This window comes from Cellulophaga sp. BC115SP (assembly GCF_009905545.1).
Lineage (GTDB): Bacteria > Bacteroidota > Bacteroidia > Cytophagales > Spirosomataceae > Flectobacillus > Flectobacillus rivi.
On sequence record NZ_JAAALB010000055.1, the window covers coordinates 18591 to 35449 of the forward strand.

The 16859-nt window shown below is 36.5% G+C and carries 11 protein-coding genes; 9 read left to right on the forward strand and 2 right to left on the reverse strand.

Translation table 11 applies throughout. The features are described 5' to 3' along the window. Positions 1 to 260 precede the first annotated feature (260 nt). Positions 261 to 2084, forward strand: coding sequence for a glycosyltransferase (locus GVN22_RS23980; protein WP_166553539.1), 1824 nt, complete (start codon positions 261 to 263; stop codon positions 2082 to 2084). 621 nt (positions 2085 to 2705) lie between these two features. After that, positions 2706 to 4214 (forward strand): GH3 auxin-responsive promoter family protein, encoded by a 1509-nt coding sequence (locus GVN22_RS23985; RefSeq protein WP_240915757.1) that lies wholly within the window; start codon positions 2706 to 2708, stop codon positions 4212 to 4214. Positions 4215 to 4574: 360 nt separating this feature from the next. Here the strand turns inward: GVN22_RS23985 and GVN22_RS23990 are convergent, their stop codons facing one another. Continuing rightward, on the reverse strand, positions 4575 to 5351 hold the full coding sequence (locus GVN22_RS23990) for a porin family protein (RefSeq protein ID WP_166553541.1): 777 nt from the start codon (positions 5349 to 5351) through the stop codon (positions 4575 to 4577). A gap of 378 nt (positions 5352 to 5729) precedes the next feature. Here GVN22_RS23990 and GVN22_RS23995 point away from each other — a divergent pair, with 378 nt between their 5' ends. The 6 genes from GVN22_RS23995 (at position 5730) to GVN22_RS24020 (ending at position 13371) form a co-directional block, all read left to right on the forward strand. Then, positions 5730 to 6755 (forward strand): gliding motility protein, encoded by a 1026-nt coding sequence (locus GVN22_RS23995; RefSeq protein ID WP_166553542.1) that lies wholly within the window; start codon positions 5730 to 5732, stop codon positions 6753 to 6755. Between the two features lie 150 nt (positions 6756 to 6905). Continuing rightward, on the forward strand, positions 6906 to 8795 hold the full coding sequence (locus GVN22_RS24000) for an ABC transporter ATP-binding protein (RefSeq protein WP_166553543.1): 1890 nt from the start codon (positions 6906 to 6908) through the stop codon (positions 8793 to 8795). 4 nt (positions 8796 to 8799) lie between these two features. After that, positions 8800 to 9234: a Fur family transcriptional regulator gene (locus GVN22_RS24005; RefSeq protein WP_095166376.1), complete on the forward strand. Its 435-nt coding sequence runs from the start codon at positions 8800 to 8802 to the stop codon at positions 9232 to 9234. A 139-nt stretch (positions 9235 to 9373) separates the two neighbouring features. Beyond that, a complete protein-coding gene (locus GVN22_RS24010; RefSeq protein ID WP_166553544.1) occupies positions 9374 to 10453 on the forward strand; it encodes an LptF/LptG family permease in 1080 nt (359 codons plus the stop codon). Positions 10454 to 10700: 247 nt separating this feature from the next. Beyond that, the gene (locus GVN22_RS24015; RefSeq protein ID WP_166553545.1) at positions 10701 to 11588 is read left to right on the forward strand and encodes a DMT family transporter; all 888 of its coding nucleotides are present in this window, start codon (positions 10701 to 10703) and stop codon (positions 11586 to 11588) included. Positions 11589 to 11976: 388 nt separating this feature from the next. After that, complete coding sequence (locus GVN22_RS24020; protein ID WP_166553546.1) at positions 11977 to 13371, forward strand: DUF6056 family protein; 1395 nt, start codon at positions 11977 to 11979, stop codon at positions 13369 to 13371. A gap of 257 nt (positions 13372 to 13628) precedes the next feature. On the opposite strand, the gene GVN22_RS24025 is transcribed toward GVN22_RS24020, so the two are convergent. Beyond that, positions 13629 to 14588 carry a MoxR family ATPase gene (locus GVN22_RS24025; protein ID WP_166553547.1) on the reverse strand — a complete coding sequence of 320 codons (960 nt, stop codon included), beginning with the start codon at positions 14586 to 14588 and terminating at the stop codon, positions 13629 to 13631. A 342-nt stretch (positions 14589 to 14930) separates the two neighbouring features. On the opposite strand from GVN22_RS24025, the gene GVN22_RS24030 reads away from it, so the two are divergent. Further along, positions 14931 to 16262 carry a DUF58 domain-containing protein gene (locus tag GVN22_RS24030; protein WP_370520478.1) on the forward strand — a complete coding sequence of 444 codons (1332 nt, stop codon included), beginning with the start codon at positions 14931 to 14933 and terminating at the stop codon, positions 16260 to 16262. The last annotated feature ends 597 nt before the right edge of the window (positions 16263 to 16859 follow it).

Here is a 16859-nt window from a genome sequence, read left to right on the forward strand (position 1 = left end):
CTCAAGACATATACCAAACATAACAATCTGACTATTAATTAATTATAACAAAAGCACTTCGATAAGGCTTTTGTATTTAGCGGATTTGAGGGCTTTTATCTATATTTTTTGATAATTAGATTTTATTAAGAAATGCCCCAAATTGCCCATTTTGAGCCAAAATAGAAATATGGCATTAAGTTTCCTATTCATTGAATATACTTATATATTAGCAACCTAATAGCTTGGTACAAGCAGCCAAACCTTATAACTAAGAGCCGATGGAAATACAAAATCCTTTACAATCTGCTACCCAAAAACAAAAGATATTAATAGAAATTGCCTGGGAAACCTGCAACCAAGTAGGTGGTATTTATACTGTAATTCGTACAAAGGTCCCTTCAATGGTGGAGAAATGGGGCGATGACTATTTCTTACTAGGTCCATATTTCCCACAAACAGCTTCTGCCGAGTTTGAACCTATTCATGATTTGGATGACTCTGTTTTAGGCAAAACGGTTCAGAAAATGCGCTCGATGGGCTATGCTGTGCATTATGGTTACTGGCTCGTAACTGGAAAACCACGCATTGTCCTATTTGATTTTTGGTCAATCTACAACAATATCAATGCTCTCAAAGCTGGACTATGGGAGCGTCATCAGGTTTCGACCTTAAATACTGAGGAGTTAGTAAGTCATGTGATTGCTTTTGGTGAAATGGTTCGTGTATTTTTGACCGAATTAGCCAAAGAACAACAAAATAAAATTGACATTGTAGCGCATTTCCACGAATGGATGGCAGCTTCGGCTATCCCTGATTTGCGCAAAGACCAAATTAAAGTAGCAACAGTTTTCACTACTCATGCTACCATGTTGGGTCGTTATCTGGCTGGAAACGTACCAAATTTTTACGATAAAATAGATACTTTCGACTGGCTCAAAGAAGCTCGTCATTATGGTATTGAAGCTCAAGCCACGTTAGAACGTTTGGCAGCATTACAGGCACATGTTACCACCACGGTGAGTGATGTCACTGCCAAAGAATGTGAGTTTTTATTAGGAAAAGTCCCTGATTTGATTTTACCTAATGGTCTGAATATCACAAGATTTTCGGCTATGCACGAGCATCAAAACTTACATACCAAATACAAAGACCGTATCAATGAGTTTGTGATGGGGCACTTCTTCCAAAGTCAACCATTCAATCTTGAGAAAACTTTATACTTCTTTACCTCAGGGCGTTATGAGTATAGCAACAAAGGCTATGATTTGACCCTTGAAGCGTTGGCTCGCTTAAACTGGAAAATGAAGCAAGCTAAGATTGATAAGACGGTCGTAATGTTCTTTATTACCAAACAACCTTATCACTCTATCGACCCAGAAGTATTGCATTCACGTGCGGTAATGGACGAAATCCGTGAAACTTGTAATTCTATCGAAAAACAAGTGGGCGAGCAGCTTTTCAAAGCGTCTGCATCGTCGAGCGATTTACAAATGCCAGACTTGAACAACTTTGTGGATGAGTATTGGCGTTTACGCTTGAGAAGAACGATTCAGACTTGGAAAAACAACAAACGTCCAAAAGTCGTAACGCACTTGCTAAAGCAAAATGACGGTATTACTGATTTTGTTCAAAAATCTAACTTGATGAACAATCCTGAGGATAAGGTAAAAATTGTTTATCACCCAGACTTTATTGTTTCGACTAATCCACTATTTGGTCTTGATTACGGACAATTTGTACGTGGTTGTAACCTTGGAGTTTTCCCAAGTTATTATGAACCGTGGGGCTACACGCCGCTCGAATGTATAGCTCGTGGCGTACCAACTATTACTTCTGACTTATCAGGTTTTGGAGATTATATGATGCAAATCATGCGTGATTACGAACATTGGGGCGTTATGGTAGTAAATCGTAAAACACAAGACTTCTATAAAGCGGCAGAACAGTTGTCGGAAATGTTATTGAAGTTTGTCAAACAAAGTTTACGTGAACGCATCACCCAGCGTAACCGTGTCGAAAGCATTTCGGATACCTTCGACTGGTCGAATCTAAGAACGTATTACGATACGTCTCATGATTTGGCATTGAAAAGAAGAAAATAAAACGATTCTTATGTCAAAATAAAAGAATAAGATTTAAGCTACTAGGCAAAAGGCATCAGGCAAATAGTTTTTAAATAACCACAGCCTTATTTCGCTATAAGCTAAAAAATAAAGGTGTGTTTATACAATTATAAAAACCTGTTGCCTAGTGCCTAAAGCGCATCACTTAAATCTTATTTTTGCACTAATACTTAAGTATTAATGCAAAATAAAATTGCATTAATACGCATTAGGCTGTAAGCCGTAGGCATTAGGCAAAAAGTTTCTATTGCTTCATGAGAAACACTATTTAACTTTTAGCCTACCGCATAAAGCCTAGAGCTTAAAGCGGGTAAAATTTATTTTAATTTTGCCTACTAACTTATCTTGCTTGTCTTTTGTGCATTATCCTTATTCAACCTCTAACTCTGACATTTACCGCCTCATTCAGTCTTCAAACAACATTTTGCACACTTCTTTTGAATTGTTTTCTGAATAAAAAATAAATCTGCATTTGTGCAGAAATACCTACGAGTTAGTTTTCTGATATTGACACAATCAATTTATTCTGTTAAGTTTGTTTAGAACACTTATAAGATTTGTTAGCGAATGGATTTTCTAAATGAAACGCTAGTTTGGCTCATGAAAAAGCGTCTTCCTCGTATTCAGGCTTTTATGGATAGGCCGATGGATACGCAAGAGACGATGTTTTGGCAATTAATCCAAACTGCTAAGAATACAGAGTGGGGTAAAAAATACGATTTCCGTAGTATTTCTTCTATTCGGGACTTTCAGCAACGTGTTCCTATTTCTTCTTATGAAGATTTGTTTCCTTTTATTGAACGAATCATGAAAGGAGAACAGAATGTTCTTTGGCCTTCGAATATCCAACATTTTGCCAAATCTTCTGGTACTACCAATGCCCGTAGTAAGTTTATTCCTGTGTCGAAAGAATGTCTCGATGATTGCCATTTTATGGGTGGCAAAGATATGATGACGCTTTTGGTAGAAAACAAACCAGATACCGAAGTCTTTAGTGGCAAAGGTTTATCGATTGGTGGAAGTTTATCGTCCAATCAATTGAATTCACGTAGTGTCATGGGCGATGTATCGGCGGTAGTGATGAAAAACTTGCCTATCTGGGCTCAGATTATTCGTACGCCTTCCTTGGATGTAGCTTTGATGGATGTTTGGGAGGAGAAAATCCAAAAAATGGCGGAAGTTACCTCTCAAGAAAATGTCACAAGTATATTGGGAGTTCCTACATGGACATTGGTGTTAATTGACAAAATTTTAGAAATTACAGGTAAAGACAATATTCTTGAAGTGTGGCCCAACTTTGAATTTTTCATTCATGGAGCAGTCGCATTTCATCCTTATCGGGATATGTTCCGAAATAAAGTTTTTCCTTCTGAAAGTGTTAATTATCTAGAGATTTATAATGCTTCTGAAGGATTCTTTGGTGTACAAGATGATATTTCACGCAAAGACGAAATGATGTTGATGCTTGATTATGGTATCTTTTATGAATTTATTCCTATGGAAGAAATCGAAAAAGAATACCCCAAGGCAGTTTCATTAGATGAAGTAGAAATAGGAAAAAATTACGCTATTATCATTTCTACGAATGCAGGATTATGGCGCTATAAAATCGGCGATACGATTCGATTTACGACTAAATATCCTTATCGTTTCAAAATTTCAGGGCGTACCAAGCAGTTTATCAACGCCTTTGGCGAAGAAATCATTGTTGAAAACTCAGATATAGCTATCACCAAAGCGTGTGAAGCTACAGGGGCGATTATCAATGATTATACTGCGGGACCAGTGTATATGGATGGTGGTAAAAGTGGTTGCCACGAATGGATTATTGAGTTTGACCAAGAACCTGATAACCAAGTGGTATTCAATCAAGTTTTAGACCAGACACTACGTTCTATCAATTCAGATTATGATGCCAAGCGCTATAAAGATATGGTACTAACTCCTCCCAAAATTAACGTGGTGCAGAAAGATACCTTTTATTCATGGATGCGTAGTAAAGGTAAATTGGGTGGACAACACAAAGTGCCACGATTGTGCAACTCACGAGAATATTTAGATAGCGTTTTAGCACTAGTTAATCAGAATAATACGGCTAATGTTAATTAGGGAATAGTGTAATTGTGAGAGAAGAGTATGTTTGAAAATTTTATTTGGCATTTGTAGTAGAAACAATATTTCCTTTCGCAACTCCTTACTTTTCTTGTCTTGACACAAGAAAAGTAACCGCAGCGGCGGCCGCAAAAGAAAGTCAAGAAATCCTAAACTCGCCTGCGGCTCAAACAACAGGATTTCAGAAAAGTAAATACGTATCGTTTCAATGACTTATGAAATTTAAACATACTCTAAAGCATTCCATCTATACTAGAAAATGTAGATTAAAAATAATCACTCATCCGCTCAATCACTCAATTACGGATGACTCATGTTTTATTATATCTGATTTTCTAAAAGTAGCTTATGGATCTCCTAAAACTTCAATCCAAAATCAATCACTAATTGGTTGGTTTTGGTAATCATATCTGCAAATGAACTTCCTCTGTTGATTTCCGAAAGTCCTCTTTGATATTGTAATCCAAAGAAAAAGGCATCTGTTCCCGTACCTAATTTTTTTTCAAATCCAGCTCCCAATAGTAAATTGGCTTCTCCAAAACCAAAAATCCCTGAATTAGGAGATACTCTGTCACGGTATTGCACTAAAGCATTTTTGGCGTAATTGACAGGCTTTTCTGCAATATTTATATCCAAGGTTCCTCCAAACTGGATATAAAAAGGCATTCCTGGGGTTACTTGTTCACTAAAGATTTTAAGCGAAACAGGTATTTGTAGATATTGAAGATTAAACTCTGCGGCATTGGCTTTAATTTCATCTTTGGTCAAAGGCTTTTGGACAAAGACATCTGTATCATAAAAGCTATTGTAAATATTATATGAGACACCTTTTACTGTGTACCACAAACCAGTACTAAAAGCATATTTCTGAGCAAAATAAAAATCGGCTACTGGTCCTACAGTCATATTTATTTTGGCTGCACCATCTGACATTCCTTTAAAGTTTTTGACGCCTTCGAAAGAAACAAAAGTAATAGCTGGTGAAAATTTAAAGCCGATTGACATGTTATTGAATCGCCCGCCCCAGTATTCACGAGAGGCCGACGACAAACTCGATGACCATAATTGATTCTGGGCTAGGACATTTGTAATACTAGCTAGAATAAAAAGGGTTATTAATACGTTTTTCTTCATAATTTTGCAGGTACTTACCTGATATATTTTGATTGACTAAGTAAGTTTTTAAGGAGTATTGTATGATTATACTTTTGATTTTCAAACTATAAAACAGACAATCATTCAATTTATTTTGTCGATAGTGTTGGTTTGAACATTTCAATATCTCGTTTTAACAAATAAGTAAAAAAGTTATTAGCTAATAGTATATCCGTTATTGGATTACACTCATCATCAGAAGGATACTATTGAAGTGTACCACAGATATATGATTAATTTAATCTTTCCTATTACTTAAAAAGCTCAAAAGTAACTTAAAATATCCCTGCGATATTTTGTTTCGATAAATCAACTCATTCATTTGAACCCTGATTGCTTTCAACAGCTACCACAAGCATGAAAATTTTTGCAAAAATAGGACTTCTCTTTTTAGTTTCAGTATGCCTTTGGGCTTGTAACAACAATACAGATGGCGAACCTGATGTAAGTAATGTTAAAGTCGACGTTAAGATTCAGCATTTAGACAAAGAACTTTTTGCCTGTAAAACAGAAGAAGACGTTTTGGTTTTCTTGAAAAAATACGCAGGCTTTGCTAGTCAATATTTCAACACAACGCCTGCTTCTTTTCCTGCGTTGGCAAACAAACTATTTCCACAAATTAGTAATCCAGCTTTACAAGAATTTTACCAACAGTCTCAAGAAAAGGAGTTTTTTGGCAATCAAAATCTTGAAAACGACTTCAAAGAAGCCTTTCAGCATATCAAGTACTATTATCCAAACTTTAAAGAACCTAAAATTTATACTATTTTTACAGGCTTTTTCGGGCAAGGAACAATCCTTAATCCAGAGCTACGCGTAAATGATTCGACAATTGTTGTTGGCATAGATTATTTTATGGGTGAAAAAGGCAAATATCTGCCTGATGTATATGATTATCAAATCAAAAAGATGTCGCCATCAGTTATAGCGCCACAAGCTGTACTACAACTTTCGAGCCGATATAACGCTACCAATACACAAGATAGAACACTCCTAGCCGAAATGGTTTGGTATGGGAAAAGTTATGTTTTTGGAAAAGTAATGATGCCCTCTAAAGCAGATAGCGTATTTTTGGGTTATTCTGACGAACAGCAGAATGCGACCTATGCTAATCAAGAAGTAGTATGGGCCTATTTTATTGATAACAAACTTTTGTATTCGACCCAAGACCCCGTTAAAGGAAAGTATATTGGCGAACGTCCTTCAACACCCGAAATTGGTCCTGCCTGCCCTGGCGGTATTGGTAGATGGGTAGGCTTCAGAATAGTTTCGAAATACTATTATGATGACGAAAAACTCACTATTCAGGATTTGATGAAAGAACATGATGCACAGCGTATTTTTGAGGCATCTAAATACAAAGGACTACCTGACGAAGAATAATATCAAGGAGTCAACCATTTGGCTCGATTTTATGTTATAATTTCGAGATTGATTAAAGAAATTTAAGACTATTAAACTAATAGTCAAACCAACTAATAATTCATTTAATATCAACTGTTGTCAGCGAATCGAGAACAGTGTTATTCAAACATGGCAAAGCGAAGCGATAGATTTGGAGACAGTGCTTCTCCACAGGATAAAAAGAAAATTACCAAAGAAGGATTAAGTAAAGCGTTATCGATTTTTAGATTTACAGCACCTTACAAAGGAACATTTGCGATCGGATTTATCTTTTTAATTTTATCACAAATCACCTCCATGAGTGTGCCTTTGTTGATGGGACAAATGGTGGCTTCAATCCTTTCGCCCAATGACGCTCAACAAATGCAGACGATGTCGAGTAACCCTATGATGCAGCAAATGCAAAGTAGCTCGGTCATGAACTTGCCAAAGCTAACGCTCGACCAAATGACACTGTTGTTTTTAGCAATTTTGGCAGCACAAGCTTTGTTTTCATTTTTTAGAGTTTACACTTTTTCGAGAGTAACAGAGCGCTCGATTCGAGATATTCGTAAGGAGCTTTATGGCAAAATGATTTCTTTGCCTGTAACGTTCTTCGAAAAAAACCGTGTAGGCGAACTAATGAGCCGTATTACTTCGGATGTAACTCAATTACAGGATATTCTTTCGGTTACATTAGCTGAGTTTTTCCGCCAAATCTTTACCTTAATTGGAGGTATTTGTTTGATTATTTATTTCTCAGGAAAACTTACGCTATTCATGCTTTCTACCTTCCCGATTTTGGTAGTAGCAGCATTCTTTTTTGGAAAGTTTATTCGTAAAAATTCTAAAAAAGTACAAGATGAATTAGCACAAACCAATGTAATCGTAGAAGAAACCCTTCAATCTGTGAATGTCGTAAAAGCATTTACCAACGAAGCTTTTGAAGTAAATCGTTATACAACTTCACTCGAAAAAGTATTAAACTGGGCACTTCGCACTGCCACATTTAGAGGTAGCTTTATTTCATTTATCATTTTTGTTTTGTTTGGAGCTATTGTAGGAGTTGTTTGGTACGGTGGTCATTTGGTACAAAATCATGAATTGACATTCGATAAATTATTGACATTTATTATCTATACTGGCTTTATTGGTGGTTCTGTAGGTGGTTTAGGAGATATTTATGCCCAAATCCAAAGAACGATTGGCGCTTCAGAGCGTATCCTTGAAATCTTAGACGAAGAAGGGGAAGTATCTACTAACGAGCCAGTAACACCTGTACATGTAAAAGGTGAAATTGTGTATGATAATGTTGCTTTTGCATACCCATCTCGCCCAGATGTGCAAGTATTGAAAAATATTTCACTGAAGGTAGAAGCTGGTAAAAAAATTGCTTTAGTTGGCTATTCAGGTGGTGGAAAATCGACAATTGTGGGTTTATTACTTCGCTATTATCGATTGAATAGTGGTAAGATTTTAGTAGATGGTCAAGATGTTCAATCATATAACCTAACAGCCTTACGTCAAAATATTGCTGTTGTGCCACAAGAAGTCATGTTATTTGGAGGTACCATTCGTGAAAACATTGCTTATGGTAAACCTAATGCTACCGAAGCCGCAATTACGGAGGCAGCTCGCAAAGCCAATGCTTTAGATTTTATTGAGTCTTTCCCTGAAAAATTTGATACTATCGTTGGCGAAAGAGGTGTAAAATTATCGGGTGGACAACGTCAGCGTATTGCTATTGCAAGAGCTATTTTGAAAGATCCTGCAATTTTGGTACTTGACGAAGCAACTAGTGCGTTGGATTCTGAATCAGAAAAATTGGTACAGGATGCGCTTGATAAGCTAATGCAAAATCGTACAACGATTATCATTGCACACCGTTTGGCAACTATCAGAAATGTTGATACGATTTATGTATTGAGAGACGGAGAGATAGCCGAATCAGGAAGTCATGAGGCATTGCTTTCACAAGAAGAAGGTATTTATGCCAACCTTGTGAAACTACAATATGAGTCTAGTATTTTAAGCGAGTAAACTTATGAATGCGAGCGCAATTAAAAGTACCTTGAAGGCCTATAGCCTTCGCCAAACAGAATGTCGCGAAGAGATTCTAGATATATTCTTAACAAAAGCCTACGCATTGGCTCATGCTGATGTGGAAACTCAAATGTCTGAAAAGTTTGATCGTGTAACGGTTTATCGTACACTCAAAACATTTCTAGACAAAGGACTTATCCATAAAGTACTCGACGATGAGGGGGGGATCAAATATGCCCTTTGCAAAGACAATTGTCATGCCGACGACCACAAGCATCATCATGATCATGTGCATTTTAAATGCACTAAGTGTGGGCTTACCACTTGTCTCGACCACGTAACGATTCCGCAAGTTGCCTTGCCCGAAGGTTATCAACGTGTCGAAACCAATTTGTTGGTACAAGGCGTTTGTAAAACTTGTAATCAGATACTTTAGGTTTTTTTAAATATATTTAACACAACCTAACACTAGGCATATCTCAAACCTCTCTGAAAATGAGAGGTTTTTTATTTAGCTTTGTAAAAAAATCCATAGCTCGTTCGTTCTTCGACTATATACCAACCTTTGCTTAGGCATGAAGATTTTAGATTTATATATATTAAAAAAATTCCTCAAGACATACGTTTTTGCGGTTTTGATCATTGTTGCTATTATTTTGGTGATTGACTACACCGAAAAGGTTGACAACTTTATCAAAAAACAAGCGCCTACTTCGGAAATTCTTTTTAGCTATTACCTCAACTTTGTACCGTATTGGGCCAATTATATTAGTCCCTTAATGGTGTTTATTTCGACGGTATTTTTTACGGCAAACTTAGCAGCTCGAACCGAACTTATTGCGATTTTGAGTACTGGGGTGAGTTTTCTGAGATTAATGCGACCATATTTGATGGGTTCGGCACTGGTTGCGGTTATTACCTTTTTCATGGTAGCTTGGATTATTCCGATTGCGAACAAAACTCGTATCAAATTTGAACGGAAATATGTCATTGATACCTACTATTTCAGTGGAAGAGATGTACATATCAAAGTTGCACCAGACACGTACGCCTATATGGAAACGTACGACAACAACTCGAATACAGGCTATAGATTTACCCTAGAAAAAATTCAGAATAATCAACTAATGAGCAAGTTGATGGCAGAAAGAATTACTTGGGATACCACTCGTCACAAATGGACAATCCATGATTATCGTATCCGTGCCTTTGAGGGAGAAGGTAAAGAAAAGTTGACGTATGGTACCAAAATCGACTCCACAATTAATCTTTCACCAAAAGATTTTGATAGTAATTATCAACTTCATGAAACCTTCACGCTGCCAGAGTTAAATGCGCATATTGCCAAGTTAAAATCTCGTGGTGCCGACGGTGTTGAGGTTTTTGTAGTAGAAAAATATGTGCGATTTGCAAACCCTTTTGCAATTATCATCCTAACGATGATTGGTTTGATTGTATCGGCACGAAAATCGCGTGGCGGCGTTGGATTTCAGATTGCTTTGGGCTTTATGCTGGCCTTTGTTTATATCATGTTTTTTATGATGAGTAAAGGCATGGCCGAGTCTGGAACGATGCCTCCTCTCCTAGCAGTATGGTTACCCAATATTATTTTTAGCGGTATTGGAGTGTTACTGTACTATACGATTCCACGATAATAGAAATGAATTATGAGTTGTGAATTATGAGTTGTGTGTTGTAAATTAAAAATATAACTATCAGTACTTTACACTCATCATTCACAATTTTCAAATCCTCTAAATGAGTTAACTTTTCAGTTAGGAAACAGCGTGTCTATGGACTAATGTTTACTAACTCAATGGTTAACTCATTTTTGTTTATACGCCACTTTTATTTCATTTGTTCTAAAACAAGTATACCTTGGTTGATTAAACAACAGATTTTATGCAAAACAAAACTACCAAAGACTATATCCAATTACACTTCATTGTATTATTACTTGGTTTTACGGCGATATTAGGGACTCTTATCTCTGTACATTCTTTGAGTACTGTATTTTTCAGAACTGCCATTGCTGCTGTTGGAATATATTTTGTGTTAAAGTTTCGTCAGGTAGATTTAAAAATAGATCGCTCGGGAGCAATCAAGTTATTATCAACAGGATTTTTGATTTCATTACATTGGTTTTTGTTTTTCTTTGCTGCCAAAATATCCAATGTAGCCTTATGCTTGGCTGGCTTTTCCACCGCTACTTTGTGGACAAGTATTATTGAGCCTATTACTTACAAACGCAAAGTTCGTCCACATGAAGTGCTGCTTGGCTTATTAGTCATCGGTGGACTTTGCATGATTTTTTTATCAGAAGTAAAGCATATTTGGGGTTTGATTTTAGGTATTTTGGCAGCTATGCTAAGTGCGTTATTTTCGGTAATTAATTCCAAACTTGGTAAGTCGTTTCCTTCGCAGGTTATCACATTTTACGAAATGACAGGCGCAGCGATTACCTCATTGATTCCATTGCTCTATACACTCAAAAGTGGCTACTTAACCATCGACCAAGTAATTCCACATGGTTGGGATTGGCTTTGGTTGGCGATATTATCTTTGGTTTGTACGGTATATGCGTTCACTGTTACGATAGGTTTACTGATTAAATTTTCAGCCTTTATATTCAATCTTGCCCTCAATCTAGAGCCTGTTTATGGGATTATATTTGCCTATCTGATTTTTGGAGAAAAAGAACAAATGAACTTAGGTTTTTATGCAGGAACAGGGGTTATTTTAATCGCTATTTTGATTTATCCTATCTTGAATAAAAGGTTTGGCAAATGATGCTTTTCTCTATCAATGCGAGTATTTATTAATTGGCTAACAAGAAAATCTAAGAAATCAGGTAATTTTGCTAGGGGTATCTTTTAAATATGATCATTTGAAAGATACCTTTGAAGGCAATAAGAGTTTATACGTTCTAAAATTCTTATTACCGCACATCATCGCATAAGTTAGCGGGTAAAATTAAAAGAATTTTACCCGCAGTAGGCATTAAGCGATACGCCGTAAGCTGAAAGTTAAATAGTTTTTTTCATGGAGGAATTAAAGCTTTTTTGCCTAACGCCTACGGCTTATAGCCTAAAGCACATTAATGCAATTTTATTTTGCACGATTACTTGAGTCTAGGTAGGCTTCTTTCATATTCATTCACTCTAGTTTACGTTCGGTTTTGAAACTTATACAAACTAAAGCATTTTCGCATTCGATTATCTGGGTAATTTTCTTACTTAGTGTAGTGCCCATTGCGATTTTGGGCTATTTCAATCATCCATCTGTAGCAGACGACTATTGCTTTGCCTACATGACCCGTGATTATGGATTTTGGGAGGGTCAGCGTTTATACTACGAAGGCTGGTCAGGGCGATATATTTCTAACATGTTATTCCATGCCTCACCGCTGGCATTTGGTTATTTTGGCTTTGTCAAGATTATGCCTGTTCTCATTTTGGCGCTACTATTTCATTCATTTTACCTGATGATTGGAGAGTTTATTCCAACAAGTCGTAGTAATAAACTAGTGCTTACAGGAGCATTTTTGAGCCTTTATATTGCTGAATCTGCAAGTATTATTGATAATTTTTTCTGGTACACTTCAGTCTTTATTTTTCCCATATCGGTGTGCTATTGGATGTATTTGGTGGCTGTGCTCATACGATATTATTCTCCACAATATCAATCTCTTCAAAATGCCATAGCCTTGCTTTGTGCCACATTAGTTTTTTTTATTGTAGGTTCAAACGAAGTGGTAATGTTGATGATTATTGCTTTTTTAGGACTGGTTTGGCTATATTTTCTTCTTTTCGAAAAGCGTTTTGACAAGTTTTTTACCATGCTTGGCATTGTAGCAGTGTTGTGTGCGTATTTCTTGGTAATCAAAGCCCCAGGTAACCAAGTTCGTATGCAAGGTGGCGCTTTGAGTGGTAATATTGTCTTGGCTGTAACAAAGGCAATCAAATCAACATTCAAAGATAGTTTCCAATGGGTAGTTTATAGCCCACTCCTGCCTATGACTCTTTTGTTTGCGGCATGGTATCAAAAATTTGTACCCAATACCAAGATAGCATTATTCAAAACCAATTTGCTATATACCATTGTAAGCCTTGGGGTTTTGCTTACGTTAATGTTTTTTGCGATTCACTACGGTAACCCTGATGGCGTGCCTGATCGTGTCAAGAATGCCATTTATGTGTTTTTCTTAGCAGGCTGGTTTTACTTGATATTAAGTATCCTAAATCAGTTTCCAAAACTGATCACTTTACCTTTGCACAACGTTGTTTTTGTACTGGGCTTAACAGCATGGTCGTTATTTGCTTGGTCAAAAAGTACCAATCTACGAATTATGTATGCGGATATTCGCTCAGGAAATGCCAAAGGATATGATGAAGAAATGACGGCTAGATACAAGCTAATTCAGGAGTCAAAAGCAGATACCATTTATGTAACACCTTTGAAACACGCTCCTAAAACCTTGTACTTCGATGAAATTAAAGACAATCAAGACCATCTTTGGAACAAGTGCTATGCTACTTATTTTAAAAAGAAGGTGATTGTGATGAAGAAATAAATCTACTAACACATCCTTTCCTTAATTGAGTGATTTTTCTAGAAATTATATTCTCTTGTAGAGACGTAATACTTTACGTCTTAGGCAGAATCAGACATAATGTAGTAAAATCAAAAAAGGCGGTCGAAATTAGTTTTCGACCGCCTTTTTTGATTTTACCGTGCTAGATATGACGCTGATTAAGACGCAATCATTGCGTCTCTACTGCTAAAGCTCAGATTTTTAACTACTAAAGTCAAAATGGTTTCTTTTTCAACTTATCTACCAATAGCCACTCTTCTTAAAATCGTATCAATTACCTGCATAGTGGTTATACCATCAGCTTCGGCCTCGTAATTGAGCATAATTCTATGGTTTAGTACATCTGGTGCTATTTCTTTAATATCTTCTGGCAATACGTAGTCTCTTTCATCAAGATAAGCTAATACTTTTGCGGCAAGGTTCAGGTTAATCGTTGCACGCGGTGATGCACCAAACTGTACATAACGAGCCTCATCTCTCAAGCCGTAATCTCCAGGTTTACGTGTCGCAAAAATCAATTCGATGATATATCTTTCTAAAGTTTCTGAAATCGTAATTTTATTAATTTCTTGACGAATATTAGATATGTCTTCTTTTGTCAAAATAATTTTGGGCTTATAATTAAAGTCCATATTTGACATTTTTTGCATTACCTCTAGTTCTTGTTCTTTGCTCAAATATCCCATAAATACTTTTAGCATAAAACGGTCAACCTGAGCTTCTGGCAACGGAAACGTACCTTCTTGCTCTACAGGGTTTTGGGTAGCTAGTACCAAAAAAGGCTTATCCAAAATATAACTTTCGTCGCCAATGGTTACTTGCTTTTCTTGCATCGCCTCCAACAATGCCGACTGCACTTTGGCAGGTGCACGGTTGATTTCGTCAGCCAAAATAATATTGGCAAAAATAGGTCCTTTGCGTACCTCAAAATCATCGAGCTTACGATTATAAATCATCGTCCCAATCAAATCGGCAGGCAATAAGTCGGGGGTAAATTGAATACGGTGAAAATTCAAATCGAGGATTTTAGCTAGTGTATTTATCGTAAGGGTTTTGGCCAAACCTGGCACACCTTCCAAAAGAACGTGTCCTCCAGTAAAAAGTCCAATCAACAATCGGTTGGTAAGGCGCTCGTGCCCCACCACGATTTTACCCATTTCATCAAATACCTGTTTTATTTTTGCGCGAGAATTCATCAGTCAATAAGAAGTAAGTTTTTGTACAAGTTTGCCTAAGCACAAGCAAGAATTTATTTTTACAAGCCTTTTCCAACAACACTATTCTCTTAGGCTTTCGTGACAAGTTTACGAAAAAAAGCTCAAACTGCCAATCGTATCGAGTTTCAATGAATAGAAGCTTCTTTGCTGCATTCAAAACCTTCGAGTATGTTCAATCTTCCCTCTTTCATTCATTTTAAAAAACTTTACCCTTAAAGTTGAAACAAAGCGTTTGATTTTATGGAAAAAACCATTCAAATTTACCAATAGCAAAGAGTCTAGTTCTATGCTGTTGTCTTACTCGCACAATTCCACTTTCTCGTGAAACAAATCTTATCTATCTATATCAATAAGCCTGTCTATTGGGGATTTACCGCTCTCATTAGTCTTTTCTGCTTGGCATTTGTATTGCCTTGGCTATTCAATATTTCTGTATTATTGAGCTTGGCGTTTGGAGGAATGCTTTTGGTAGACTTAGCGATGTTATTGGGGAGTCAAAAAACGTTTATTGCCAAAAGATTTATTCCAGAACATTTGTCCAATGGCGACCAAAATACTATCGAAATAGCATTAGAAAACCGCTATGGTTTTGAGGTAAAAGTTAGCTTGGTTGATGAAATTCCTTTTCAGTTTCAAAAAAGAGATTTTCAGATAGATACCCAACTAGCAAGTAATACAACCCAAAATTTACAATATACCCTCCGACCTACCCAGCGAGGAGAATATCTATTTGGCGCATTAAATGTATTTGTGAGTTCGCCTTTGGGTTTGCTACAACGGAGATTTCAGTTTGAAAAAGATAAAATGGTAGCCGTCTATCCTTCATTTTTGCAAATGCGAGAATACGAATTAATGGCGATTTCGAACCGATTAACGGATGTCGGTATCAAAAAAATCAGACGAATTGGACATACGCAAGAGTTTGAACAAATCAGAAGCTACGTACAAGGCGACGATATTCGAACGATCAACTGGCAAGCTACAGCTCGTCGCAATGAGCTGATGGTTAATAGTTATCAGGACGAACGAGCGCAGTCGATTTATTGTCTTATCGATAAAGGTCGAATTATGCAAAGTCCTTTTGATGGGCTAACGCTATTGGATTATGCGATTAATTCGAGCTTGGTGTTGTCAAATATCGCTTTACACAAGCACGATAAAGCGGGGGTGATTACTTTTTCTAACAAAATTAATCAGACGCTTTTGGCCGACCGTAAATCGGGACAACTTCACCGTATTTTGGATATGTTGTACCACCAACAAACACTTTTTCAGGAAAGTGACTATGAGGCATTGTACATCCATGTCAAAAAGCAAATCAAGCAACGAAGCCTGTTGATAATTTATACCAATTTTGAAACGGTCAATTCTATGCGTCGTCAGTTGCCTCATTTTCGAAAGCTTGCCAAAGAACATCTAGTATTAGTCGTTTTCTTTGAAAATACGGGACTACAGAATATCCTTGAACAACCCGCTTCGACAACGGCAGAAATTTACAAAAAAACTATTGCAGAAAAGTTTTATTATGAAAAAAAGCTGATTGTGAAAGAGTTAGAGCAATATGGGATTCAAGCATTATTGACAAGTCCACAACAGTTGTCAATTAACACCATCAATAAATACTTGATATTGAAAGCTAAAGGAGCGATTTAAAGGAGTTATCAGTTAAGTAGTCGTGTAAAATTAGACTTAACTTTTGTGTTTTAGGCAACAGGCACAAGGCAAAGAGTGTTAAATCGTTTTTTAGTAACGATAGATATGTTTTGCCGAATGCCCAAAGCTGAAAGCCGAAGTCTCAAAAATTAAATTTTATTTTGCATATTAACTTATTAGCTATTGGCTTTTGAGATGTTGATTTATATAAAACATGAGGCATCCCCAGTTTAGTAATTGAATGTATGATTTTTATTCTAGCAGTAGAGACGCAATGATTGCGTCTCTAGCCAAGTTATATATAGTAGTTTTTTATCAAAAAAGGCGTTCGAAATAAGTTTTTCGAACGCCTTTTTTGATAAACATTTAGAGAATATTCCCAATGTTACACTTTGGGATAACACATTTTTTAATTTTTGTTTTGCAATAAGAAAAGGTAAATGAATAAATATGTTTCACCCAACATGAGTCATCCCGAATTTTTCGGGAGAACTTTTAAAAATGAAACCTCCTTGTTTACTTTGTGAATCACGACAAACACAAACAAACAGGAGGTTTCTATGCATAAAGCATTTCTACAAAATAATGACATAAAAT